The organism is Streptococcus jiangnanensis (assembly GCF_040888325.1).
Lineage (GTDB): Bacteria > Bacillota > Bacilli > Lactobacillales > Streptococcaceae > Streptococcus > Streptococcus jiangnanensis.
The window spans coordinates 20,532-45,665 of the sequence record NZ_JBFNFF010000001.1 but is presented as its reverse complement, the minus strand read 5'-3'; the positions used below and the strand labels follow the sequence as shown (position 1 = coordinate 45,665).

At 37.4% G+C, this 25,134-nt stretch carries 21 protein-coding genes; 5 read left to right on the top strand and 16 right to left on the bottom strand.

All coding sequences use genetic code 11. From position 1 onward, the window contains the following. Nucleotides 1-2: 2 nt before the first annotated feature. Nucleotides 3-929: a cysteine synthase A gene (cysK, locus tag AB2B49_RS00220; protein ID WP_049505046.1), complete on the top strand. Its 927-nt coding sequence runs from the start codon at nt 3-5 to the stop codon at nt 927-929. 105 nt (nt 930-1,034) lie between these two features. Here cysK and tsf read toward each other — a convergent pair whose 3' ends face one another. The 13 genes from tsf to yfmF form a co-directional block, all read right to left on the bottom strand. After that, complete coding sequence (gene tsf, locus AB2B49_RS00215; RefSeq protein ID WP_000808059.1) at nt 1,035-2,075, bottom strand: translation elongation factor Ts; 1,041 nt, start codon at nt 2,073-2,075, stop codon at nt 1,035-1,037. A 78-nt stretch (nt 2,076-2,153) separates the two neighbouring features. Further along, a complete protein-coding gene (rpsB, locus tag AB2B49_RS00210) occupies nt 2,154-2,933 on the bottom strand; it encodes a 30S ribosomal protein S2 (protein WP_000268477.1) in 780 nt (259 codons plus the stop codon). 271 nt (nt 2,934-3,204) lie between these two features. Continuing rightward, nucleotides 3,205-4,416, bottom strand: coding sequence for an aminoacyltransferase (locus tag AB2B49_RS00205; RefSeq protein WP_049505044.1), 1,212 nt, complete (start codon nt 4,414-4,416; stop codon nt 3,205-3,207). 201 nt (nt 4,417-4,617) lie between these two features. Further along, nucleotides 4,618-5,829, bottom strand: a complete 1,212-nt coding sequence (gene pcsB / locus AB2B49_RS00200; RefSeq protein ID WP_071851775.1) for a peptidoglycan hydrolase PcsB — start codon at nt 5,827-5,829, stop codon at nt 4,618-4,620. 93 nt (nt 5,830-5,922) lie between these two features. Continuing rightward, nucleotides 5,923-6,417, bottom strand: coding sequence for a rod shape-determining protein MreD (gene mreD, locus AB2B49_RS00195; RefSeq protein WP_049505040.1), 495 nt, complete (start codon nt 6,415-6,417; stop codon nt 5,923-5,925). A gap of 2 nt (nt 6,418-6,419) precedes the next feature. Continuing rightward, nucleotides 6,420-7,235, bottom strand: a complete 816-nt coding sequence (gene mreC / locus AB2B49_RS00190; protein ID WP_001078971.1) for a rod shape-determining protein MreC — start codon at nt 7,233-7,235, stop codon at nt 6,420-6,422. Between the two features lie 60 nt (nt 7,236-7,295). After that, nucleotides 7,296-8,090 carry an energy-coupling factor transporter transmembrane component T family protein gene (locus AB2B49_RS00185; protein ID WP_049505039.1) on the bottom strand — a complete coding sequence of 265 codons (795 nt, stop codon included), beginning with the start codon at nt 8,088-8,090 and terminating at the stop codon, nt 7,296-7,298. Continuing rightward, nucleotides 8,083-8,922 carry an energy-coupling factor transporter ATPase gene (locus AB2B49_RS00180; RefSeq protein ID WP_049505038.1) on the bottom strand — a complete coding sequence of 280 codons (840 nt, stop codon included), beginning with the start codon at nt 8,920-8,922 and terminating at the stop codon, nt 8,083-8,085. Before AB2B49_RS00180 ends, AB2B49_RS00185 begins: the two co-directional genes overlap by 8 nt. Then, the gene (locus AB2B49_RS00175; RefSeq protein ID WP_049505037.1) at nt 8,907-9,734 is read right to left on the bottom strand and encodes an energy-coupling factor ABC transporter ATP-binding protein; all 828 of its coding nucleotides are present in this window, start codon (nt 9,732-9,734) and stop codon (nt 8,907-8,909) included. The genes AB2B49_RS00180 and AB2B49_RS00175 overlap by 16 nt, the downstream gene beginning before the upstream one ends. Beyond that, nucleotides 9,731-10,276: a CDP-diacylglycerol--glycerol-3-phosphate 3-phosphatidyltransferase gene (gene pgsA / locus AB2B49_RS00170; protein ID WP_049505035.1), complete on the bottom strand. Its 546-nt coding sequence runs from the start codon at nt 10,274-10,276 to the stop codon at nt 9,731-9,733. Before pgsA ends, AB2B49_RS00175 begins: the two co-directional genes overlap by 4 nt. A 10-nt stretch (nt 10,277-10,286) precedes the next feature. Continuing rightward, a complete protein-coding gene (rodZ, locus tag AB2B49_RS00165) occupies nt 10,287-11,108 on the bottom strand; it encodes a cytoskeleton protein RodZ (protein ID WP_049505033.1) in 822 nt (273 codons plus the stop codon). A gap of 35 nt (nt 11,109-11,143) precedes the next feature. Further along, nucleotides 11,144-12,427, bottom strand: coding sequence for an EF-P 5-aminopentanol modification-associated protein YfmH (gene yfmH / locus AB2B49_RS00160; RefSeq protein ID WP_049505032.1), 1,284 nt, complete (start codon nt 12,425-12,427; stop codon nt 11,144-11,146). Next, nucleotides 12,424-13,674 carry an EF-P 5-aminopentanol modification-associated protein YfmF gene (gene yfmF, locus AB2B49_RS00155; protein WP_049505029.1) on the bottom strand — a complete coding sequence of 417 codons (1,251 nt, stop codon included), beginning with the start codon at nt 13,672-13,674 and terminating at the stop codon, nt 12,424-12,426. Before yfmF ends, yfmH begins: the two co-directional genes overlap by 4 nt. Before the next feature lie 160 nt (nt 13,675-13,834). On the opposite strand from yfmF, the gene yaaA reads away from it, so the two are divergent. Both yaaA and recF read left to right on the top strand, forming a co-directional pair. After that, nucleotides 13,835-14,203, top strand: a complete 369-nt coding sequence (yaaA, locus tag AB2B49_RS00150; protein ID WP_049505027.1) for a S4 domain-containing protein YaaA — start codon at nt 13,835-13,837, stop codon at nt 14,201-14,203. Between the two features lie 2 nt (nt 14,204-14,205). Beyond that, a complete protein-coding gene (gene recF, locus AB2B49_RS00145; RefSeq protein WP_049505026.1) occupies nt 14,206-15,297 on the top strand; it encodes a DNA replication/repair protein RecF in 1,092 nt (363 codons plus the stop codon). A gap of 59 nt (nt 15,298-15,356) precedes the next feature. Here recF and guaB read toward each other — a convergent pair whose 3' ends face one another. Both guaB and trpS read right to left on the bottom strand, forming a co-directional pair. Further along, the gene (gene guaB, locus AB2B49_RS00140; protein ID WP_000073406.1) at nt 15,357-16,835 is read right to left on the bottom strand and encodes an IMP dehydrogenase; all 1,479 of its coding nucleotides are present in this window, start codon (nt 16,833-16,835) and stop codon (nt 15,357-15,359) included. A gap of 162 nt (nt 16,836-16,997) precedes the next feature. After that, nucleotides 16,998-18,023: a tryptophan--tRNA ligase gene (gene trpS / locus AB2B49_RS00135; protein ID WP_049505024.1), complete on the bottom strand. Its 1,026-nt coding sequence runs from the start codon at nt 18,021-18,023 to the stop codon at nt 16,998-17,000. A gap of 195 nt (nt 18,024-18,218) precedes the next feature. Between trpS and AB2B49_RS00130 the strand changes: the two genes are divergently transcribed. Next, the gene (locus tag AB2B49_RS00130; RefSeq protein WP_000958793.1) at nt 18,219-19,841 is read left to right on the top strand and encodes an ATP-binding cassette domain-containing protein; all 1,623 of its coding nucleotides are present in this window, start codon (nt 18,219-18,221) and stop codon (nt 19,839-19,841) included. Nucleotides 19,842-19,902: 61 nt separating this feature from the next. Next, nucleotides 19,903-22,455 carry a YfhO family protein gene (locus AB2B49_RS00125; RefSeq protein ID WP_071851779.1) on the top strand — a complete coding sequence of 851 codons (2,553 nt, stop codon included), beginning with the start codon at nt 19,903-19,905 and terminating at the stop codon, nt 22,453-22,455. 21 nt (nt 22,456-22,476) lie between these two features. On the opposite strand, the gene AB2B49_RS00120 is transcribed toward AB2B49_RS00125, so the two are convergent. Continuing rightward, on the bottom strand, nt 22,477-25,131 hold the full coding sequence (locus AB2B49_RS00120; protein WP_049505020.1) for a YhgE/Pip domain-containing protein: 2,655 nt from the start codon (nt 25,129-25,131) through the stop codon (nt 22,477-22,479). Nucleotides 25,132-25,134: the final 3 nt, after the last annotated feature.

Sequence of the window (25,134 nt, the reverse complement as noted above, 5' to 3'; positions counted from 1 at the left end):
CTATGGCTATTTATAACAATATCACTGAACTTATTGGACAAACACCGATTGTTAAACTTAACAACATTGTTCCAGAGGGTGCTGCAGATGTCTATGTTAAACTAGAAGCTTTTAACCCTGGTTCGTCAGTAAAAGACCGTATTGCCCTTAGCATGATTGAAAAAGCGGAACAAGATGGTATTCTAAAACCGGGTGCTACCATTGTTGAAGCAACGAGTGGAAACACTGGTATCGGTCTTTCATGGGTTGGTGCTGCTAAAGGATATAAAGTTGTTATCGTCATGCCTGAAACGATGAGTGTGGAACGACGTAAGATTATCCAAGCCTATGGTGCTGAACTCGTCCTTACTCCTGGTAGCGAAGGAATGAAAGGGGCTATTGCTAAAGCTCAGGAAATCGCTACTGAACGTGACGGCTTCCTTCCACTCCAATTTAATAATCCAGCTAATCCAGAAGTACACGAAAGAACAACAGGAGCTGAAATACTGGCTGCTTTCGGTTCTGATGGACTAAATGCTTTTGTGGGTGGTGTTGGCACCGGTGGAACGATCTCAGGTGTTTCTCACGCTCTTAAAGCAGCAAATTCAAACATTCAAGTTTATGCAGTTGAGGCAGACGAGTCAGCTATCTTGTCTGGTGAAAAACCAGGACCTCACAAAATTCAAGGCATCTCAGCTGGATTTATTCCTGAGACACTTGATACAAAGGCCTATGATGGTATCGTCCGCGTAACGTCAGATGATGCTTTAGCACTTGGCCGTGAAATTGGTGGAAAAGAAGGCTTCCTTGTTGGGATTTCTTCAGCTGCAGCGATTTACGGGGCAATTGAGGTTGCCAAGAAATTAGGTACAGGTAAGAAAGTCCTTGCTTTAGCACCAGATAACGGCGAACGTTATTTGTCTACAGCACTCTATGAATTTGAAGTGTAGCCTCCTAAATGCACTTAGCCCTTATTAAAGGGCTTTTTTTATATACTCATATAGAGTCTATTCTCTAGACAAAAAGAAAAAGGAAGCAAATTGCTTCCTTTTCTATTAGTTATTCAAGGCTGCTGCCATTGTAGCTGCAACTTCTGCTTCAAAGTCGTTTGCAGCTTTTTCGATACCTTCACCAACTTCAAAGCGAGCGAACTCAACTACTGAAGCGTTAACTGATTCAAGGTAAGCTTCAACTGTCTTGCTGTCGTCCATGATGTAGACTTGTGCAAGAAGTGTGTATGCTTGGTCAACTTTAGTGTTGTCAAGCATGAAGCGGTCCATTTTACCTGGGATGATTTTGTCCCAGATTTTTTCTGGTTTGCCTTCTGCAGCCAACTCAGCTTTGATATCAGCTTCAGCTTGAGCAATCACTTCATCAGTCAATTGTGCTTTTGATCCATACTTCAAGTGTGGAAGAGCTGGTTTACCAACCATTGCACGGCTTTCGTTATCTTGGTCGATTACGTGGTTCAATTGTGCCAACTCATCTTTAACGAATTGCTCATCCAATTCTTTGTAAGAAAGAACTGTTGGTTTCATCGCAGCAATGTGCATTGAGATTTGTTTAGCAAGCGCTTCGTCTCCACCTTCAATAACAGAGATAACACCGATACGACCACCATTGTGTTGGTATGCTCCGAAGTGTTGTGCATCTGTTTTTTCAAGCAAAGCAAAACGACGGAATGAGATTTTTTCACCAATTGTAGCTGTTGCAGATACATATGCAGCTTCAAGAGTTTCACCTGAAGGCATTGTCAAAGCAAGAGCTTCTTCGTTGTTAGCTGGTTTTCCTTCAGCGATTACTTTAGCTGTTGCGTTTACCAAGTCAACGAATTGAGCGTTTTTCGCAACGAAGTCAGTTTCGGCATTTACTTCAACTACTGCTGCAACGTTACCGTTAACAAATACACCAGTCAAACCTTCTGCAGCAACACGGTCAGCTTTCTTAGCTGCTTTCGCCATACCTTTTTCACGAAGCAATTCAATCGCTTTTTCGATGTCACCGTCTGTTTCTACAAGCGCTTTTTTAGCGTCCATAACACCGGCACCAGATTTTTCACGCAACTCTTTTACAAGTTTAGCTGTAATTTCTGCCATTTTGATTCTCCTATATTTTTTAAAAATAGGAGAGCTGGGCTAGGCCCCGCCCTCCTAGGTAATTACTATTTATATGAATTAAGCGTTGTCGCCTTCTACAACTTCAACGATTTCTTCGATTGAGTCAGCTTGAGCTTCTGAAGCTGCAAATTCAGCTTCAACTGCTGTTGCGTCCTCACCTTGACGTCCTTCGATGATAGCGTCAGCCAATTTAGCTGTAATCAATTTAACAGCGCGAATAGCGTCATCGTTAGCTGGGATGATTACATCGATATCGTCTGGATCAGTGTTTGTGTCAACCATCGCTACAACTGGGATACCCAATTTTTTAGCTTCTTTAACAGCGATTTGTTCTTTATGTGGGTCAACTACGTACATTACATCCGGGATACGAGGCATGTCTTCGATACCACCCAAGAATTTTTCAAGACGTGCACGTTGTTTGTTAAGAAGTGCAACTTCTTTCTTAGGAAGAACATCGAAGATTCCTTCTTCTTCCATACGTTTGATTTCTTTCAAACGAGCGATACGTTTTTGGATAGTTCCCCAGTTAGTAAGAGTTCCACCCAACCAACGGTGGTTGATGTAGTATTGACCTGAACGTTCTGCTTCTTCTTTAACAGCGTCAGCAGCTTGTTTTTTAGTACCAACAAACAATACAACTGCATCGTTAGCTGCTGCATCACGCATAAAGTCGTATGCTTGGTCAGCGTATTTTACAGTTTGTTGCAAGTCGATAACGTGGATTCCGTTACGCTCAGTAAAGATGTACTTAGCCATCTTAGGGTTCCAGCGACGAGTTTGGTGACCAAAGTGTACACCAGCCTCAAGAAGTTGTTTCATTGAAATTACTGCCATGAGTATTTCTCCTTTTTGTTTTTTTCCTCTCCTCGACTTCAACTTGCAAAACGACCCAAGGGCAACAGTTTCACAATTCATCAAGAATGAGTATTATCGTTTACACGACAAGTTTTATTTTATCATAATTGGAGCTTTATTTCAAGTGATTTTATGATACTAAATTACTAGTTAAAAGCTCTAAATTTAAAACATCTCAACATATACTGCTGAGATGTTCTGATAGCTAATTTTTTTAAATTTAATGTAGTGACAAAATAATTAGTTTATGCTATCTACTTCGAAGTTTCTTACGAATCTTATAAGCTAAATTAAACAAGAAATATAATGAACTAATTGGATAGTTAAACTCACCAGCAAATTCTTCAATAGTGGGATTAAACTTAGACTTAAAATTAAATAACCCACCTTCTAAGTTGTTTTCAATTCCACCCATATTATGAGTATCTGCCCCACGTTCAAATGAATATTGAGCAGTCTCAAACCATGTTGGAATAGCAGGTTGATAATGCCTAAATTCCTCATTCATTCCAGCATATAAGTTTTCAGAAGTTTTCCCAAATTCGATGGTTAAAGTGCCAGACAACGGGACAATACTATCCCCTCTATCAATATAACTCTTAAGGAAAGAAATTTCTTCCTCTAATCGTTTTCTCTCTTGCTGATTATCTCTTATTTTACTTTCCTTCGTTTTATCTGTGAACTTCTGCGCTATTTTAAGATTCTTTTCGAGTTGCTGCTCAACTTCTTTCAGTCTATTAGGTAAGTCTAAATAGCTCAGTGTGATGAAGGAGTGATCAGGATAAGTATTCAGTAACTTCTGATAATAATCTTTACCTCGTAAACTGATATTCTTACGAGACTCTGTTTTCTTCATTAAAAATGAAAATTCATCTAATAAATCAAGGCCACCAAATTTCACTTCCAATCCTTTATTTCTTGCAGTTCGGATTGTCTGTTTAGTAGACTTGGATAGTTGATCTAGCGAGAAGTTTTCTTTATGAATATTAGCTTGAAAACGAGGTTGTATGTTTTCGGCCATATCCTTTGTCAAACCTGTCCAATGAACTTTGTTTTTTTGCAATTCCTCAATAATTTCAAAAGTTTTAGAATTTTGGATAGTTTCTTGATCGATAAGACTTAGGCTGATGAAAAGACTTGGATCAAATTTAACCATTATTGCATGGCTTTTTTTAGCAAGTTTTTTCAATGTTAAAAGCACAAATTTCAAAAGTTCTTTATCTTCATAATTAATAACTGGACCTCTTGGAATATAGAACATGGAAAATCCTAATGGAAGAGGCTGGATTAATATATTCGCTACTCCAACTAGTTGATTTTCTTTATAAAATCCAACTCTCTCATTCCCCCAAGTATCCTTTATCTTGGCCCAATCACTACTCTGCAATAAATTTCCTTGAGGATGATTTTGTAAAAATAAATCCCACTCATGAACATCAACATTCATTTTATAAGTAAACATAATTCCAGTACCAACTCTCTTAAAACCTTGTTATTCTTTCGTTAGATAAACATACTTATTCTAGCTATATATCTGATAATTTTCATCCAATCTTTAATTCCATAATGATAAAAACGTTCTGATGAAAATTTTTTATTAATACTATACAAAGGGTGAGATTAATAAAACCTCACCCTAAATTTTTTAATAATAATTAATATGTTAGTTTGGGTAAATATATCTTACTGTACCACGTGATGCTGTGGGATTAAACCATCCACGATAATTTCCGATTGGTTGAGTTCCGCTACCATCATAGTTACATTCTGAAACTTGAATGCGAGTTGGGGACTCAACAGCCGTAACAACTGCTACATGTCCGTATCCTCCATCATCCCATGAAGCAATTGCACCAACTTGTGGGGTAGAACCTGTACGGAATCCAGCTGCCGCTGCACTAGCTGCCCACTGACCGCCATTACCCCAATAATCACCGGCCCATGGAGCCAAGGTCTTAGCACCCCATGTACATTGACCTACAGGATAACTTGAAGCATTTGTACTGTATGTTGGACGCTGTCTAGTTGGAGTTGGAGCAGGTGCCGGAGTGTAGCTTGAATCATCATCTGATGAAGAGCTTGAAGTTGCTTGCACTTGATCTGAAAGTGTTGTATTTCCAGAAGCAACAACTGATTGTTGTTGGCTTGTTTGACGTGCTTTATAAGCTGCTTCTGCTTCAGCTGCTGCTTTTGCTTCTGCCTCTGCTGCTGCTTTTTGTTCCAATAAAGTAGCTTTATCACTTTCTGCAGTAGCTTTCTCTGCAGCAAGGTTTAACTCAGCAACTTTCAACTCTGCTTGTTTTGTTGTCAATGCTTGTGCATCGTCAGCAAGAGTTTGTTGGTTGGCAATTACGGTATTGATAGCTTCGTTATTCGTAACTTGTTTTTCAGCAATTGATTTTTTATCAGCCTTTTGTTGTTCCAACATTTTGTTGTTAGCTGATACAATCTCGCTCATGGCTGCAACACGTGAAATAGCTTCAGTAATTGATTTTGAGTTTACAATTGTGTTGATGTAGCTAGTTGCAGCACCGTTTGTTTGTGCGCTACGTGCTTGTTTTTCCAATGAGTCATTACGAGCAACAATGTTCTTAGAAAGCTCTGTAATTTCTCCTTCAAGTTTCTTAGACTCAGCTTGAAGTGTTTCATTTTCAGCTTGCAAGCTTGCTTGTTGTGTTTGAATAGCTGTAACTTGCGTTTGGATTTCATCTACTTGTTTTTGAGCTTCTTTTTGTTTAGCTGACAAGTCACTGATTTTACTATCTTGAGCAGCAATTTTTTCATCAGTTGTTTCAGCATGAACAGTTGTTAATACCGCCGCTTGTGAAACCAATACTGTACTTAACAAAAGTGACGCTAAGATTTTTTTCTTCATATTGTGTGAATACTCCTTCTATTTAAGACATTACTAGTATACCAAAAAAAGACATAATAAATATTACGCCTTTGTTACATTTATATTTCTTTCTCATAGATAATATTTTTCAAAAATGTATTGGAAAATCACCATCCATAAGAAGTTTAGAATCATTGATGGGACAAGACTATAGACAATGAAGACTGGCATAGAATCTACCGTCAATCCCACAGCCAAAGCAAGAAGATAACTCCCCATATCAAACAGAAAACTGATTACAATAATGGTCAACATCCTTGTCCAACGATTCGTCAATATCACGCTGTTAAACTTATGGAGCGAAGCACCAATCAAGATAAACAAAAGCGTGGCAATTCCAATTAAGTGGAAAAAATAAATATCGTAAACCAAACCCACTATACAACAATAGGCTAGATAGAGATACTCTGACACCTCGATTGTCTCAAATAAGAGAAACAAGAATAGAAAATGACTGGCTAAATGAAAGTGGGGGAAGAAGGATCCCGCTAATTGTCCAATATGTGCATCAATTAGTACGACAAAAGGGAGTAAAAAGAAAATACCAATTTGTTTTAACAGTCTCATTGCTAATTCCCCACTAACTCAACCACATGAAGATTTTTGGTGTCAGCACTTAACTTTACTGTTACTTCCTTTGTTAGATAATCACTGCTGTGTGTTGTAGCAACAACCTCTCCAACAGGGATATCCTTAACATTAAAGTTTCCGAGCCCCCCTGTAGTCACCTTGTCTCCTGCGCTAATGTCACTGTTACTATTTAATTGGCTAATTTTAAGCAGTTCTGACTCCTTATCATAACCAACGATAATCCCGTAAATTTCAGTAGAGCCATGCAGGATTTTAACAGAAATTTTGTCTGAATTTTCGGTGTTTGTCAATAGATTGACCGTTGTTGAATGATCCTCCACCTTTGAAACACTACCAATCAAGCCCCCGTTTGCAATGGCCAACATATTTTCAGAAGCTCCTTTTGAACTTCCCGCATCAATTGTTAACTCTTGTTTCCAAGATACTGGAGCTCGCATAATCACATCTGCTGCAATGGTTTTTGTAGCCTGCAATTTTGACTTCATATCCAGCAACTGACGTAATTGTTCATTTTCATTTTTTAAACTTTCTGATTGATTAGACTCCACCTCTAGTTGATAAAGCTGTTTTTTTAGACTTTCGTTTTCATTGTAAGTCTGCGTCAAATGTCCCAAATCTGATTTGAAAGTATCAAACCACTGAAAGGGTTTTTGAACAATTCTATCTACCAAGGAAATCCCATCTCCTAGTTTCGTCACAATAGCGCTTGAATAGGTTGTCACTAATAGTACAGAAACTGCCAGAACTGTGACAAAAACGATGATTAGATATTTTGATTTTTTAAAACGGTTCATATTCCTACCTTTATACTAAAAACCTGCTACTGTGAGCTTCTTATCAATCCTACAAACCTGCTAAGATTTTAAGAAAAATAAGAAACATCCCAGTACCAAAATCACAAGAATTGCCAGTGTATCCTTTTGACTCCATCTCAACTGTCTATACTGACTTCTACCCTTTCCTCCCTGATAACCACGCGCTTCCATTGCTATTGCCAATGAATCTGCACGCTTTAAGCTCGTCGCAAAAAGAGGAATTAAAATTGGAATCATAGCCTTTACTTTTTGAACGATGCTACCTTCGCCAAAGTCAACTCCACGAGCTTTTTGAGCATTCATAATTCTCGTTGTGTCATCCATCAAGGTTGGAACAAAACGCAAACTCATTGATAACATAAGACCAATTTCATGAACGGGAACTTTCACACGTTTCAGCGGTGCTAAAAGAGCTTCAACTGCGGCTGCCAGACTCAAAGGCATGGTCGTTAATGTTAGCAAGGTTGAAAAGAAAATAATCAACACAAAACGACAGAAAATGATTCCTGCTTGTTGCAAAGCATAATCCGTTATTTTTATAAAAGAAAACTCAAATAGGATATTTCCACTTGAAATGAAAAAGAGCTGAAAAAGAGTTGTAAAAGCAATCAAGAAGAACATGGATTTTAATCCCTGAACAAAAAATGAGAGGGAAACGCCTGACAAAGCGATAAATATACCTGTCGCTACAAACAGAATGAGATTGGTGAGGGGATTATTGGCCCAAAATACAATCAAAATCAGCAGAATCATGGCAAGCAATTTGCTACGGGGATCCAAGCGATGAATGATGGAATCCCCCGGTATATAACGCCCTAAAATCATACTATCCATTTAGCGACTCCTTAAACTCCTCTATCTTGATTGGCAATTTTTTAAAAGCTACACCTCTATCTGCCAAACGTTTACAAAAGGCTGTGATTTTAGGCACACCTAACTGTACTTTTCCCATAGAGGCTACATCTTGGAAAACTTCGCTCGGTTTGCCACTTTTGACCAAACGTCCCTTTTCCATAACATAGACCTGATCAGCATATGCAGCTACATCATCCATCAAATGCGTTACCAGAACGATTGTCATTCCAGAAAGGTGGAGTTTTTTAAACAAGATCATCAATTCTTTTCTGCCCAGAGGATCTAGTCCAGCTGTAGGCTCATCCAAAACTAAGACAGTTGGCTCCATGGCTAGCATACCTGCTATAGCCACACGTCTCATTTGGCCACCCGAAAGTTCAAAAGGACTGCGCTCAAAGAGTGACTCATCGATGCCCACCAAGGCTAACTTTTCACGCGCAATTTTCTTGGCCTCTTCCTCAGAAACTCCAAAATTTTGCGGTCCAAATGCAACATCTTTCAAAACAGTCTCTTCAAAAATCTGATTTTCAGCAAATTGAAACACTAGACCGACTTGCTTTCGAATCCGACGAATTTCTTTATTGGTTGATGTAGGGGTAATGACGGTATCGAAAACTCGAACAAAACCCTTACTTGGTACCAATAGGCCATTTAAAAGCTGTAAAATCGTTGATTTCCCACTACCTGTGTGCCCTACTAAAGCTGTATAGGAGCCATCCTCAATCGTCAAAGAAACATCAGTCAAGGCTGATGAAGATAGGGGAGTCCCCTCTTGATAGGTAAAGCTCACATTTTCTAGAGTAATTCCCATAACTTGTCCTCTAGCTCTCCTTCTGTCAAATAGTCATCCGGCAACTGATAACCAGTCTCTCTCAAAGATTCTCTCAATTGATTAGCAAAAGGTTCATCTAACCCTATCTGGTCAAGGTCATTCCGAGAAAAAAGTTCTCTTGGGCTGCTGGTTGACTCCACTTGGCCTTTTTTCATGACCAATACACGGTCACTCATCGCAACTTCCTCTAAATCATGTGTAATGGAGACGACTGTCATCTGGTGGTCTTTTCGTATCTCTTGAACTGTCTGAATCAGTTCTCTGCGTCCTTCAGGATCCAACATACTTGTAGCCTCGTCCAAAATCAAAATAGCTGGCCTCAAGGCAATAACTCCTGCAATAGCCACCCGTTGTTTTTGTCCACCAGATAAACGAGCTGGTTCTCTCTTCTTAAAGTCCAGCATACCTACCAACTCCAAAGATTCAGCCACTCTCTTCTTCATTTCTTCTCGAGGAAGTCCCTGATTTTCTAATCCAAAGGCGACATCATCTTCAACAGTTGCCCCCACAAATTGGTTATCTGGATTTTGAAAAACCATACCAATTTGACGGCGTAAGTCCCAAACATTCTCAGAGGACAGCAATTGCCCATCGATCCAGATTTCCCCAGACTCTGCTTCAAGTAATCCATCAATCAAACGGATAGTTGTCGATTTTCCACTTCCATTATGACCTACAATCGAAAGCCATTCTCCCCGTTTCACGTGAAACGAGACATTATTAACGTCATAATGATCCTGGTCTTCCTTATAACGAAAAGACAGATTTTTTACTTCAATAATCGATTTCATTTCGAACCAAATGTCCCTTTGAATACATGAGCGCTACCCTTGAAATAATCATAGCCAGAGTAGATAGTGAAAAACAAAGCTATATAAAGCAACAGTTGACCAATTAAATTCCAATGTAAGAGCAAAAAAATAATGGCAAACATCTGACTAAAGGTCTTGATTTTCCCTGGCATCGCTGCTGCTAGAACTGTCCCTCCCGTCTCAACAAGCAACAAACGCAAGCCTGTCACCGCAAGTTCACGACAGATGATAATAGCAACAACCCAAGCCGGAGCCATGCCTAACTCAATCAACATGATAAAAGCTGACATAACCAACAGCTTATCGGCCATCGGATCAGCAAATTTTCCAAAGTTGCTGACTACATTCCATTTGCGAGCAAGGTAACCATCAAAATAATCCGTTATACTAGCAACTGCAAAGATGATCGCTGCCAGCAAATGACTGCCTTGTGAATGGCCCAAAGTCAAAATAAGAATAAAGAGAGGTATAAAGAGAATTCTACCAATAGTTAATACATTAGGAATTTGTTCTTTTTTCATTGATTTTTCCTTAATCTGTAGTAAATGTAAGTGTTACAGTTCCAGTCTGAGTTGTCAGCTTCGAAGTATCAATCATTTGATTGTCCACAGTCACAGTAACTCCCTTCACTACACCTAAAGTAATGGTAACGGGATTCTTAGTTGAAACTGTTGTTTTTGCATTCTTATTGTCTGCGGATAGTGTCACACCACCCTCCAGCTCACTTCCTGAAACACTTACCCAACTAGTTGCATCTGAAACTGCCAGTTGAATCGTAGCCGTTTCCTTACTCGTTTTATACCGAGCTTCAATGCGGTTTCCTTCACCTGACACTGTAATAGTTGATTCCGTAGTAGAAGACGAGCTAGACGTCTGACTACTAGAAGATGAACTAGATGAGGTTGTTGAACTAGTCGAGTTCACAACACTATAATTAGCTGAAGAAGGACTTGGCTGAGTTTGGATGTAGTTCCAGACATAGTAAGTCACAAAAATTAAAATCGACAAAGCAAATAGAACGAAATAAAACAAGGGGAGATAAGACGTTTTTTTCTTATTTGATCGTCTGCGACCAGACAAGTCTTCTTCATCGACATCTACCTCTTCGTAGGTAATCATACTGCCTGAATCATATGCATCCAAAACAATACTTTCATCTAACTCTACTGCCCAGGCATATTTTCTTAAAAAAGAACGAGCATAGAAGGTACTAGGAAGTTGATCAAAATCATCTGCCTCCATAGCTTCTAGAAAATGCAACTGAATTTCAGTTTTTTCCTGCAATTCTTCTAAACTCAATCCCTGGTTAATTCTAGCTAAACGTAGAACCTCGCCAATTGTTTTTTTTCTCATACGTACCATTCCTTCTTTCTAGTATTAGTCATCTTTTAAGCTGGAAAGATTGTAAAATCAACTAGATCACCATTATCAATCAAACGATGTCCAGCTTCTAGAACATCCTCCAAAGTAATTTCCTGTAAAATTTTCGGAAAATCAAAAATTGTTTCTCCGCGATCCATCGGATCGTATTGAGTTGCAATAAATTCCAAGGAGTTCATGCTACTGAAAAATTCCCCAAACATCTCACTCTTAACAAGATCTAAATGTTCCTCTGTAATATCCGTATCACTACTAAACTGACGAATCGCTTTCCGAAATTGATGCGACAGAGAAACAGGCTCTTTGGTATCCATCGTCAATATCACAAAATGAAAGCGACTGTTGACTTCAACCTCAAGTGACAATGACGCATCTAACTTCCCAGTCTCATATAACTTTTGAAAACGATCAGAGGTCCAACCAAACATCATCGTAAATAGTAATTTCAATAAAATATTGTAACGATAAGACTCAGCTTCTGTTATTTGCCCATTACCTCTAATCGCAACAGCAAGTTTGGGTGAAGAAACTTCCATCCGAAGACTATCTGTTTGCCTCACAGACTGCAAGGGTAGTTTCTCTTTTGAAACGGTAAACTGTTCTAAAGTCTTCTTTTCCTTTTTCGAAAAGTATTCCTCAACAACTTTTACATCAATATTTCCAACTAAAAACAGTGACATGTTGACAGGTTTGTAAAAGTCAGTAAAGTTCTCTTTTAAATTTGAAACTTGAATATCAGAAATTGATTTTTCACTTCCAACTATATCTGTTGCTAAAGGAGTATCAGGATAAAGGTTGGCTAATGTTGCAAAAAACAAGCGTGAATCTGGATCATCTTGGTACATTTCTCGTTCTTGCTGGATAATATCCTGTTCCCTTAAAACTGATTCTTCTGTAAAATGAACATCTCCGACTAACTCATCTAGCAAATCTAAATTCTCTAATAGATGGTCAATTGTTGAAAAAAGATAGCTGGTCTTAGTAAAGCTTGTAAAGGCATTACTATCTGCACCTAATCGAGTAAAAGCAGCCATTATATCCTCAGAATTTTCTCTTTCAAACAATTTATGTTCAAGAAAATGTGCAATTCCTGCTGGATGATGACGTAAACCTTTTTCCAAGCTTGTATAAGTTGCATCTACAGAACCAAATTGAACTGTTACAATCCCATAAACCTCATTGAAATCTTGTTTAGGGAGTAAAGAAACTGTCAATCCATTTGACAATTGTGTTTTGTAGACTGTTTCCTTTACAGCAGGATAGTATTTTTCTTCAAAAGTAACCTTTGTCATTCTACTCCTTCCATAAAGTAAATCGCTTGTAACTTCAAACTGTTGGCAACTTTACATACAGCTTCTTTATCAACACTCTCTAATTTTGCCACCAATCGATCAATATCAAAGCTTGATTTCCCCAATAGAGCATTCAAATAGACTCTTTCAACTAAGGTCTGTTGATTATCTTGAGCCATCAACAAAGATCGTCGAATCATCTCCTTGGTTTGTTCAAGCTCAAAATCTGTAAAGTTACCCTTTTTCAGATCTAGCAATTGATGATTCATCATTTTTCTAGCCTGATTTCGATTTTCTCTATCAATACCCGCATACATCCTTAACAGACCACTAAACAAATCCAATTGACTAGAGACTGTGTAGGCTATTCCAGCATTTTCACGAACGTTTGTAAAAAGTTTCGAATGTGCAAATTCACCCAACAAACCATTCATCACAAGCATGGGCAAATGCTCATCATCGCCATATTTTATAGGAGAATGATACCCTAATTCCAAAATTGATTGCCCAACATTCCTCTGAATCATTCCCTCTCGTAGAACATTCGAATAAGACTGATAATATTGGATAGGAACACAGTTCTCTCTAGCTGTAAGGGATAATGACTTCAGTGATTCTGTGATTTCTACTTCATTAAAATCACCTAAGAAAAAGAAATCAATACGATCATTCTTCAGAGCATTCTGAAAGCACGTGTAGCTACTTTCTGGAGACTCATTTGAAATGCTATTTCGTAAATCACTGTATCTCAATTGAAGACGCTCATCATGGAAGAACAAGCTATCCAACTCCTTATGAGCAAAATAAAATGAATCATCCATATCAGTAGCTAAACTAGCCAATAACTGTTTTCTTTCAATTTCAAATAAGGCTGACTCAAAAGCACCATCTTGAACTAAGGGAGCAAATAAAGTCTGTTCTACCAATTCCAAAATTCGAGAAGTCAAGACATTTTTTTTACTCAAAAACTCATCCCGCACGTAGGTAAATGTTAAGTCAAGAATATGTGCTTGTCCTCTACGATAAGCACTTGTGGAAATATCTGTTCCATATAAACTTGCCAAGTATCTGCGAAATGCTTGTGATGTGGGATAAGCTTGATTTGCCGTCTCCAACATACTTGCACTTAACATGCGTCCTGCTATTGTCTCAAGAGATAAGGGAGCAGTAAAACGAATAGTGATTTTATTTGTTTTAAACTTTTTGGATTGAACAAAATGTGCTGAAATTCCAGGCACTAATTCCATACCTTACCTCCTTACATATAGAGTTCTATTATACCACGAAAATCAAAAATTTTCTTGTTCTCTTCATAGCTTTAAAGAGTAAAACCGTTTTCATTTCAGCTAACTTTCCTTCAGCTATTTCAAGGAAAATATGGTATAATACCAAAGATTGAGGTGAATTATGGAATACAAATTATTTGAAGAATTTATTACGCTCCAAGCCCTCCTAAAAGAACTTGGAATTATACAAAGCGGTGGTGCTATCAAATCCTTTTTAATAGATCATCAAGTTTACTTTAATGGCGAGTTAGAAAGTAGACGTGGGAAAAAAATCCGTATTGGAGATACGATTGACATTCCTGATTTAAAGATTGACATCACCTTGACACAACCAAGTTTAAAAGAGCAAGAAGAGTATCAAGCAGATAAGATTGAGAAAGAGCGAATTGCTAAACTTGTTAAAGAGATGAATAAAGGTGTCAAGAAAGAAAAACAAAAAACTTCTTCATCGCCTAAAACCAAACAAGTTCCACGTTTTCCAGGAAGATAACCATGTGGCTCCAACATTTAACAATTAAAACCTTTCGAAACTACAAAGAGGCAAAAATTGATTTCAATCCAAAATTAAATGTCTTTCTAGGTCAAAATGCACAAGGAAAAACCAATATTCTAGAAGCAATCTATTTCTTAGCCTTGACACGTAGTCATCGGACTCGTACAGATAAAAATCTCATTCATTTTGATAACGAGCAACTCCATCTTTCTGGCTTGCTACAGAAAAAAACAAGCTCTATCCCTCTAGAAATTGATTTAACGCCAAAAGGGCGTGTGACTAAGGTCAATCACTTAAAACAAGCTCGCCTATCAGACTACATCGGTCATATGAATGTTGTCCTCTTCGCACCTGAAGATCTCCAGCTAATTAAAGGATCACCTTCTGTCCGTCGAAAATTTATCGACATCGAACTGGGACAAATTAAACCAATCTACTTGTCAGACTTGTCAAACTATAATCACATACTCAAACAGAGAAATACCTACCTAAAATCCAGCCAGAAGATTGACGATACATTTCTGTCAGTCTTAGACGATCAGCTAGTAGAGTATGGGTGTCGTGTTATAAAGCATCGGATAAAATTCATTAAAGACTTAGAGAAATTTGGTCAAAAAAAACACTTAGAAATTTCAAATGAATTAGAAGAGCTGTCAATATCTTATCAATCATCTGTCAACTTCACCAATGAAGAACAGCTAACAAATTCTTTTAAAATTGCTTTGGAGAAAAGCCGATCCAGAGACTTATTTAAAAAGAATACTGGAGTTGGTCCTCATCGAGATGACATTGCTTTTTATATCAATGGAATGGATGCTAGTTTTGGAAGCCAAGGGCAACATCGTAGTCTTGTACTTTCTATCAAACTAGCAGAGATTGAACTAATGGAAAGCATTACTAACGAGTCTCCAATACTCTTGCTTGATGATGTTATGAGCGAACTTGACAACACACGACAATTAAAATTACTAGAAACTATTTCACAATCTATCCAAACCTTCATCACAACAACAAGTTTAGACCACTTACAAAACTTGCCAGAAAATCTTAGTATTTTCAACATCCAAAACGGTAAAATATCTGTAAATTAAAATTGACATCTTTGTAAATAAAAAAGAACTCCTGAAATTCAGGAGTTCTTTTTTACTTCTTACATAGAGTAGTTTGGCGCCTCATTAGTGATTTGTACATCATGAGGATGGCTTTCTTTGAGACCAGCACCTGACATTTCGATAAATTGAGCATTGTCGTGCAATTCTTTAAGATTAGCTGCACCACAGTAACCCATACCAGAGCGAATACCACCAAGCATTTGGAAGACAATGTCAGCTGCTGCGCCTTTATAGGCAACACGACCTTCAATTCCTTCTGGAACGAGTTTGTTTGCTTCATTGACAGAACCTTGGAAGTATCGGTCACTTGATCCTTTTTTCATTGCAGCGATTGATCCCATACCACGGTAAGTCTTAAACTTACGCCCTTGGAAAATTTCAGTTTCACCTGGTGCTTCATCTGTTCCAGCAAACATTGATCCAAGCATAACTGCATTTCCACCTGCAGCAAGGGCTTTTACAATATCTCCAGAATATTTGATTCCACCATCAGCAATAATCGTTTTTCCATATTCACGCGCAACTGCTGCCGCATCATAAATTGCTGTCACTTGTGGGACACCTACACCTGCAATCACACGAGTAGTACAGATAGAACCTGGTCCAATCCCGACTTTGACAACATCCACACCCGCATCATAAAGAGCACGCGCACCTTCAGCAGTTGCAATATTACCAGCAATCAAAGTGCGATCTGGGAAGTGAGCACGAATTTCAGCAATTTTACGTAGAACCCCAGCAGAGTGACCATGGGCAGTATCAATAACAATTGCGTCAGCTCCTGCTTCAAAAAGAGCCTCTGCACGTTCAAATGTATCTGAAGTAACACCTACTGCACCGGCAACTAGAAGACGACCAAACTCATCTTTTGCTGCGTTAGGAAATTCAATTACTTTTTCAATATCTTTAATAGTAATCAAGCCAGAAAGACGACCTTCTTCATCAACCAAAGGAAGTTTTTCAATACGGTGTTCTTGAAGAATATGTTCAGCTGTTGCAAGGTCTGTACCAACAGGAGCAGTGACAAGATTTTCACTGGTCATATGGTTTGAGATTGGCTGATTGTAATCTGAAATAAAGCGAAGATCTCGGTTTGTTAGAATACCAACCAATTTACGATTTTCAAGTGTCTCCACAACTGGAACACCACTGATACGGTAACGTCCCATAAGTTCATCTGCTTCAGCAATCGTGTGTTCTGGAGTCAAGAAGAATGGATCAATAATAACACCATTTTCAGAACGTTTTACCTTGCGAACTTCATCTGCCTGTTGCGCAATAGACATATTTTTATGGATTACTCCAAGACCACCTGCACGCGCAATGGCAATAGCCATTTGACTTTCTGTGACTGTATCCATGGCGGCTGTTATAATTGGGATATTTAAAGTCAGATTATCTGCCAATTTTGTTGTTAAATCTGCATCATTAGGCAACACATGACTTTCTGCTGGAATGAGCAATACATCATCAAAGGTAAAACCTTTTTTTAAAAATTTAGTATCCCAATTAGACATTGAAGTTTCCTCTTTTCTTTCTTTTTGAGCTTGACTCTTTTTGTATTGTATCTATCATACCATTCTATGAAAATTTGTCAATTATATTTATGGTAGAAATCATAAAAAAACTATCCCTGTGATCCTATGGAAGAGATAGTTTTACGATTCATATTTTATCTATTATTTAAAATAATTTAGTCCCATTGCTCCCTTAACTTCAGATAGAGTTTGACCTGCAACCTCACGTGCTTTTTCACTACCTTTTTGAAGCATATTGTACACTTCTCCCATATCCTTAGCAAAGTCAATACGGCGCTCACGAATAGGACCAAGTTCGCGTTCTAATATTTCAAGTAGATAACGTTTCGTCTTTACATCACCAAGACCACCACGTTGATAATGTTCTTTCATATCTGCAATGTCTTGAGCATCTTCTGGACGACCAAACACATCTAGATAATGGAAAACCATATTTCCTTCAATCTTACCTGGATCCTCAACCCGAATATGGTCTGGATCAGTATACATGCTCATGACTTTTTTACGCAAAGTATCAGCATCATCAGCTAGATAAATACCATTATTAAGGGATTTAGACATTTTAGCATTTCCATCTAAACCAGGCAAACGTCCTGCTCTCTCATTTTCTGGGTAAATACCTTCCGGCTCCACCAAGACCTCACAATTATAAGCATGATTAAAGGAACGAACAATCTCACGAGTTTGCTCAATCATTGGTTTCTGATCTGTCCCAACAGGAACATAATTAGCCTTGAAGGCAGTAATATCTGCTGCTTGCGCAATCGGATAAACCAAAAATCCTGTCGGAATACTTTCTCCAAACCCTTTTTGAGCAATCTCTGTTTTTACTGTCGGATTCCGTTCCAAACGAGCTAGTGACACCAAATTCATATAGTACATAGACAGCTCAGCCAACTCTGGAATCTGGCTTTGAATAAAGATGGTTGATTTACTTGGATCCAATCCAACTGCTAGGTAATCCAAGGCAACATTCCCAATCGATTCTAAAATCGTTTGAGGGTCTTTAGCGTGATCTGTCAATGCTTGTTGGTCCGCCAAAAAAACAAACATCTCATACTTGTCTTCTTCCTGCAGTAATACTCTATTTTTAAGACTCCCAACATAATGTCCAATATGCAGTTTTCCTGTTGGGCGATCTCCTGTTAAAATAATGGGTTTCGTCATTTTTTTCTCCTTCGAAATGGTCTCTTCAATTATAGCATTTTTTTGTTAAAATAACAGAAAATTATTTAAATCAAAAAACTAACTCATTGTAAATAAACCTGTAAACTTAATTGACACAAAATTGACAAACAAAAATTTGAATATTTCTCTCTTTTCTAGTAGAATAAATGTATTACATATTATAGGAGAAAAACATTGCTTACAGTATCTGATGTTTCACTACGTTTTAGTGATCGCAAACTTTTTGATGATGTCAATATCAAATTTACAGAAGGAAATACATATGGATTAATTGGTGCTAATGGTGCTGGGAAGTCTACATTCTTAAAAATCTTAGCTGGTGATATCGAGCCAACAACTGGTCACATCTCTCTTGGTCCAGATGAACGTCTCTCTGTTCTCCGTCAAAATCATTTTGACTATGAAGATGAGCGAGTTATTGATGTCGTCATTATGGGAAATGAAAAACTTTACAACATCATGAAAGAAAAAGATGCCATTTACATGAAGGAAGATTTTTCCGATGAAGATGGTGTTCGTGCAGCCGAACTCGAAGGTGAATTTGCTGAACTTGGAGGTTGGGAAGCAGAAAGTGAAGCGTCTCAACTACTTCAAAACCTAAACATTCCAGAAGAGTTGCACTATCAAAACATGAGCGAATTGGCCAATGGTGAAAAAGTGAAGGTTCTCCTTGCTAAAGCACTTTTTGGTAAACCAGATGTTCTTCTCTTGGACGAGCCGACCAACGGGTTGGACATCCAATCTATTACTTGGCTAGAAGACTTCTTGATTGACTTTGATAACACCGTTATCGTAGTATCCCACGACCGTCACTTCTTAAACAAAGTATGTACACACATGGCCGACCTTGACTTTGGAAAAATTAAACTCTATGTCGGAAACTATGACTTCTGGAAGGAATCTTCTGAACTCGCTGCTAAATTGCTAGCAGACCGTAATGCCAAGGCAGAAGAAAAAATTAAGCAATTGCAAGAATTCGTTGCTCGCTTCTCTGCCAACGCTTCTAAGTCAAGACAAGCAACGTCTCGTAAAAAAATGCTTGACAAGATTGAATTAGAAGAGATTGTTCCTTCTAGTCGTAAATATCCATTTATCAACTTTAAAGCAGAACGTGAGATTGGTAATGATCTCTTGACAGTAGAAAATTTAACTGTAAAGATTGATGGCGAAACTATCCTAGACAATATTAGTTTCATCTTGCGTCCAGGTGATAAGACAGCTCTTATTGGACAAAATGACATCCAAACGACTGCATTAATTCGTGCAATTATGGGTGACATCGACTATGAAGGAACTGTCAAGTGGGGAGTTACTACTAGCCGTTCTTACTTGCCAAAAGACAACTCGGCTGATTTTGCAGGAGGAGAGTCAATCCTTGACTGGTTGCGTCAATTTGCAAGTAAAGAAGAAGATGACAATACCTTCCTACGTGGTTTCCTCGGCCGTATGCTCTTTTCTGGAGATGAGGTTAACAAACCTGTAAACGTCTTGTCAGGGGGAGAAAAAGTGCGTGTCATGCTTTCAAAACTCATGCTCTTGAAATCAAATGTTCTTGTACTTGATGATCCAACAAATCACTTGGACTTGGAATCTATCTCAAGCTTGAACGATGGATTGAAAAACTTTAAAGAATCAATCATCTTTGCCAGTCATGACCACGAGTTTATCCAAACTTTGGCAAACCATATCATTGTTTTGTCTAAGAATGGCGTCATTGATCGTATTGATGAAACCTACGATGAATTCCTAGAAAATGCAGAAGTACAAGCAAAAGTTAAAGAACTTTGGAAAGATTAAATAAGACTTCAAAACTCAGTTGGGGTAACCAACTGAGTTTTCTATCATTCTACGAGGTAACATGAAATCATTTTTTAAAACATATTGGACCTATTTTGTTTCTTTCATCATTCCTTTAGTAATTATGACTGGAGTATACCTAACTCAAGGTATCTACTGGAATAGCGATGCATCTCCACTATTAGGAGACGGTTTCCATCAATACGTTATTTTTGATGTAGCTTTACGAAATATTCTGCATGGAAATGGCAGTTTGTTTTACACCTTTACAAGTGGCCTCGGACTGAATTTCTATGCTCTATCTAGTTATTACTTGGGTAGTTTTCTCTCACCTCTGGTTTACTTTTTTAATCTGTCGAATATGCCAGATGCTGTTTATCTGACCACTCTATTAAAATTTGGATTGATTGGTCTGTCAACCTTCTTTAGTCTAAATAGATTATTTAAAGATATCCCAAAATTTTTAAAACTTGCCTTATCTACTTCCTATGCTCTAATGAGCTTTACCGTTAGTCAGTTAGAGATTAAAACCTGGCTAGATGTTTTTATCTTGATTCCTTTAATTATAACTGGTTTACACCTACTTATAACACAAAAGAAGCGCCTACTATACTTTACAAGTTTGTCAATCTTATTTATTCAAAATTATTATTTTGGGTATATGACAGCATTGTTTCTTATTTTCTGGTATCTCTGCCAAATTTCTTGGGACTTTAAAACTCGAAAATCATCTTTTCTTGATTTTGTTGTTACCTCCTTTTTAGCTGGAATGGCTAGTTTGATTATGACTCTTCCTACACTGTTTGATTTACAAACTCATGGGGAGAAGTTAACTACCATCACAAAATTAAAGACAGACAGTAGCTGGTATCTGGATATTTTCGCAAAACAATTCATTGGATCTTTTGATACAACTAAATATGGATCTATACCAATGATTTTTGTTGGATTGCTTCCTTTTATTTTAACCATTCTATTTTTCACAATAAAATCCATAAGGTTTCACGTGAAACTTACCTATGCAATTTTCTTTACTTTTTTAATAACAAGCTTTTACATAGAAGCACTTGATTTATTTTGGCAAGGGATGCATACCCCAAATATGTTTTTGCATCGCTATGCTTGGATTTTTTCCACTCTGTTAATTTATACTGCAGCAGAAGTCTTAAATCGTCTGAAAGAACTGAAGCTATGGAATCTATTTGTCTCACTTTTTCTTGTACTAACAGGATTTTTGGCCACTGTCTATTTTAAATCACACTATTCTTTTTTAACTGATTTGAATATCCTGCTCACTCTTGAATTTCTACTAGTTTATGCTCTTTTACTTCTTGCAGTCATTAGAAAATTTATCTCTGTAAATCTATTTGCAATTCTTTTGTCTTTATTTATAACAGCTGAGATAAGCTTAAATGCTTCATCTCAAATGGAAGGAATAGCTAAAGAATGGGCCTTTGCTTCTCGTAGCGCCTATAATAGAGATATCACCGCTATGGAATCCATTCTAAACCAAATTGACAATTCATTTACACGTACTGAAAAACTGCAAATTCAGACTGGAAATGACAGTATGAAATTTAACTACAATGGAATCTCTCAATTTTCGTCTGTACGAAATCGTTCAGCTAGCACTAGTTTGGATAAACTGGGATTCAAATCCTCTGGAACCAACCTTAATCTCCGTTATGCAAATAACAGTCTTTTAGCAGACAGTTTATTTGGAATCCAGTACAATATTTCTGAAACTTCACTTGATAAGTATGGCTTTCAAGAGATTTATCAAAAGAATCATTTAACCTTATATAAAAATCAACTCTCTTTACCCATTGCCTTTGCCACTCAATCTATTTACACAGATGTAAACTTTAACAATCACACTCTAGATAATCAGGCTTTATTTATAAACCAGCTTGCTAATCTCAACTTAGATTACTTCTCCCAAATAGCATCTGATAAAACAGATACTTCAGATGGTTTAACGAGCATCACAGGTTCTGCGAATGAAGATGCAAAGATTAATTATCAAATTGAGGTTCCTCAAAATAGCCAAGTCTATCTCTCTTTTTCAAATCTTCATTTTACAAACGATAAGCAAAAGAAAGTTGACATCATTGTCAATGGAGAAAAGAAGACTTTTACAACTGACAATGCATTTAATTTCTTTAATTTAGGTTATACTGAAGAACAAAAAACTTTCAATATCAGTGTTAGTTTCCCTGGAAATTCTCAGGTGTCATTTGAATCTCCAACCTTCTATCGTTTAGATACTCAGGCTCTTACTGAGGCAATTCAAAAGATTAAAGAACAACCTGTAGAAGTATCCACCTCTAAAAATAAAGTCTTTGCTACATATGAAGTAAAACAAGATACCTCTATTTTCTTCACTATTCCTTATGACAAAGGTTGGTCTGCATACCAAGATGGGAAAAAACTTGAAATCAAGCAGGCTCAGACTGGTTTTATGAAAGTTGATGTTCCAAAAGGAAAAGGCACCATTACACTTTCCTTTATCCCCAATGGTTTTGTTATTGGAGCAGCCTGCTCACTAACTGCCCTTCTTCTTTTTGGGATCTATAATCACAGACGAAATTTATCTAAGACAGAAAAAGATTGACCAATTCCTTGGCCAATCTTTTTAATCTTCTTCCATTTTCTTAGGTTGATAAGCTAGCATACCTAAAGCAGTAAAGAAAGCTAGTGTTATAATAAGGAAAATCACTTGGTGATGAATATTTCCTGTCATAGAGATTGTTTGTCGTAAGCCTGATACAGAATAACTCATTGGTAACCAAGGATTGACACCTTTGAAGAAATCATTTGTCAAAGCAAGGGGATAGGTCCCTGCACTTGATGCTAACTGTAATAAAAGTAAAATAAGAGAGAAGAAAGCTCCAATACGGCTATTCCAAGTTGTTAAAGCTGTCACCATAGACATGAATGTTAAGCTTGCGATAATAATTAAGAACAAGGTTCTCATTTCATGATTTGCTGTTAGACCAATAAGATGAACGCCACCATAGACTAAGACAGCGGCTAAAACAGCTATAACTCCATTTATCTCAAAGCGAGATTTGAACCAAGCCCAGCGAGTTTCAGGATGACGACCTGAAGGTAATTTAGCAAAAATCATATTTGTTGATAATGCAGCGACAAAGAGAGCGACTGATATCATATAAGGAGCCATAGCAATCCCATTTACAGGGACTTGGTCATTGTCTGTTTTTGAGAGAACTAGAGGTTCAGATAATGTTTCTGCATTTTTTGACTCTGTTGATGCTGATTTTAGTTGATTGCTAGCACTTCTTAAGCCTTGTCCTAGATTAGTAGTTCCTACTTGTAAACTTTCAATACCAGCAGTTAAAGTTGCTCCACCTTCAGCTAATTTTCCAGCACCATCTGCTATCTTCATAGCGCCACTTCCTAGTTGGGATGCTGCAGAAAGTAATTGTGTTGATTTATCTGTTAATTGATCAGAGCCAAATTGTAATTTAGTAAGACCTGCTATTAACTCTGGACTCTTATTGTTCAATTGAGCAGAACCAGATGATAGTTTTTCAATACCTGTTACTAATTCTGGAGTTTTCCCAGCTAGAGTATCCAAACCAGTTGTCAATTTTGAAGAGTTTTCTGTCAACTTGGTTGAGGCAGAAACCAATTGATCCAAACTTGTTGTTAAAGTTGTATTCTTTTCACTTAGTTGATTTACACCTAAAGAAATAGTATCCAATCCCTTAGTATACGCATTAACTCCATTTTCAATTGATTGACTTCCGGGAACTAACTGATTATCTACAGCATTTTGCAACTGTGTAAATCCACTTGACATAGATATCAAGGAACTAGACGCTATAGGTAAAAGTTGATTTGCTTTAGTCTGTAAAGTAGAAAGATTAGAGACTGGTTGGTTTATACTTCCTAAATTTTCTTTTAAATCTCCTGCCGTCGTTAAAATTGCTTTTGCTGACTCTATCGTAGAATTAGAATTATTTGAAACAGCTTCAGTCAATTCTTTTTTCTGAGTTTCAGTGAGAGATTGATAAGTTGCTGTTGCTTGAAGATTTGTAAGAATTTTCTCTTGCTCTGCTTGACTATTAGTCACAATAGTTTGAGCAAGAGTCGTTATATTTGTTAAGTCATTAGATATTGTATTTTTAAGATCAGTATTATCTGAAACTGTAACTGATTGGAGAGACTTATTCAACTCATCTAAACTGCTTGCTAACTGTGTTATATCCTCTTTCTGTTGAGATGAAGTATTTAATTGTGTGGATATTTCTTTGATTCCTTTATTTAATTGAGTAATACCGTCTCTCAATGTATCTGGTTGACTTGATAGTTGGTTTGTACCAACAGATAATTTGTCAACTCCGCTTGTATAGGCATTGACACCAACCGAAAATTGACTGAGACCTGAATTGAGTTGTGAAACTCCACCAGCATATGACTTCATCCCTGTATTTAACTGGTTGACACCTGCAACTAATTCTGGAGTTTTCGAAGATAATTGATTAAGTCCTGTGTCAACCTGTGAAACCGCACTTGTATAGTTCTGTAAACCATCATTAAATGTTCCTAAGCCACTATTCAGTTGCTTTACTCCTGTGACATACGTTGTCAACCCTTTTGTAAATTGATCTGTTCCATCCGAAAAGGTTAAACTTGAGCTAGCTAAAGTAGCAAGATTTGAAGACAATGTCTGACTTCCTACAGCTAACTGACTGGCCCCGTTAGCCAATTGTTCACTTCCATCGGCTGCCTTCGTTAAACCGGATTTTAAATCACCCATCTTTTGAAATAAAGCTTTCGTATAGGATTCGGTTACATTAGCAGAAACATTCTGTTTTAACTGTGTCATGGCAGAATCACTCATTTTACTTGCAATGAAGCTATGCCCGCTAGAAGTTTGATAGTTAATGGTCATTTGTTCTGGATGATCTGATAGAATAGAAGCAGCTTTTTCAGATAAGTCACTTGGTAAAGTCACTACCATGTAGTAGTCACCATCTTCTAGTCCTTTTTCCCCTTCCTCTTCATTAACAAAGTGAAAATCTAAAGCCTTATTTTCTTTTAAATTAGACACCATGTCTTCACCAATTCTCATTGTCTGTCCATTATAAAAAGCTTCCTTATCTTTATTGACAACTGCCACAGGTAACTCCGATACTTGACCATATGGATCCCACATGGACGATAAAAATATAATGTTGTATAAAGCTGGAATGAGAGAAATCCCTATCATTACAATGATAAAGGTCGGTTTTTTAAATATTGCTTTCCATTCTTTAAACATGTT

What these genes read in the sequence shown, in the direction of transcription:
- cysK (WP_049505046.1), top strand. Translation starts at nt 3, where the DNA reads ATGGCTATTTATAACAATATCACTGAACTTATTGGACAAACACCGATT.
- tsf (WP_000808059.1), bottom strand. Translation starts at nt 2,075, where the DNA reads ATGGCAGAAATTACAGCTAAACTTGTAAAAGAGTTGCGTGAAAAATCT.
- rpsB (WP_000268477.1), bottom strand. Translation starts at nt 2,933, where the DNA reads ATGGCAGTAATTTCAATGAAACAACTTCTTGAGGCTGGTGTACACTTT.
- AB2B49_RS00205 (WP_049505044.1), bottom strand. Translation starts at nt 4,416, where the DNA reads ATGTTTACTTATAAAATGAATGTTGATGTTCATGAGTGGGATTTATTT.
- pcsB (WP_071851775.1), bottom strand. Translation starts at nt 5,829, where the DNA reads ATGAAGAAAAAAATCTTAGCGTCACTTTTGTTAAGTACAGTATTGGTT.
- mreD (WP_049505040.1), bottom strand. Translation starts at nt 6,417, where the DNA reads ATGAGACTGTTAAAACAAATTGGTATTTTCTTTTTACTCCCTTTTGTC.
- mreC (WP_001078971.1), bottom strand. Translation starts at nt 7,235, where the DNA reads ATGAACCGTTTTAAAAAATCAAAATATCTAATCATCGTTTTTGTCACA.
- AB2B49_RS00185 (WP_049505039.1), bottom strand. Translation starts at nt 8,090, where the DNA reads ATGGATAGTATGATTTTAGGGCGTTATATACCGGGGGATTCCATCATT.
- AB2B49_RS00180 (WP_049505038.1), bottom strand. Translation starts at nt 8,922, where the DNA reads ATGGGAATTACTCTAGAAAATGTGAGCTTTACCTATCAAGAGGGGACT.
- AB2B49_RS00175 (WP_049505037.1), bottom strand. Translation starts at nt 9,734, where the DNA reads ATGAAATCGATTATTGAAGTAAAAAATCTGTCTTTTCGTTATAAGGAA.
- pgsA (WP_049505035.1), bottom strand. Translation starts at nt 10,276, where the DNA reads ATGAAAAAAGAACAAATTCCTAATGTATTAACTATTGGTAGAATTCTC.
- rodZ (WP_049505033.1), bottom strand. Translation starts at nt 11,108, where the DNA reads ATGAGAAAAAAAACAATTGGCGAGGTTCTACGTTTAGCTAGAATTAAC.
- yfmH (WP_049505032.1), bottom strand. Translation starts at nt 12,427, where the DNA reads ATGACAAAGGTTACTTTTGAAGAAAAATACTATCCTGCTGTAAAGGAA.
- yfmF (WP_049505029.1), bottom strand. Translation starts at nt 13,674, where the DNA reads ATGGAATTAGTGCCTGGAATTTCAGCACATTTTGTTCAATCCAAAAAG.
- yaaA (WP_049505027.1), top strand. Translation starts at nt 13,835, where the DNA reads ATGGAATACAAATTATTTGAAGAATTTATTACGCTCCAAGCCCTCCTA.
- recF (WP_049505026.1), top strand. Translation starts at nt 14,206, where the DNA reads ATGTGGCTCCAACATTTAACAATTAAAACCTTTCGAAACTACAAAGAG.
- guaB (WP_000073406.1), bottom strand. Translation starts at nt 16,835, where the DNA reads ATGTCTAATTGGGATACTAAATTTTTAAAAAAAGGTTTTACCTTTGAT.
- trpS (WP_049505024.1), bottom strand. Translation starts at nt 18,023, where the DNA reads ATGACGAAACCCATTATTTTAACAGGAGATCGCCCAACAGGAAAACTG.
- AB2B49_RS00125 (WP_071851779.1), top strand. Translation starts at nt 19,903, where the DNA reads ATGAAATCATTTTTTAAAACATATTGGACCTATTTTGTTTCTTTCATC.
- AB2B49_RS00120 (WP_049505020.1), bottom strand. Translation starts at nt 25,131, where the DNA reads ATGTTTAAAGAATGGAAAGCAATATTTAAAAAACCGACCTTTATCATT.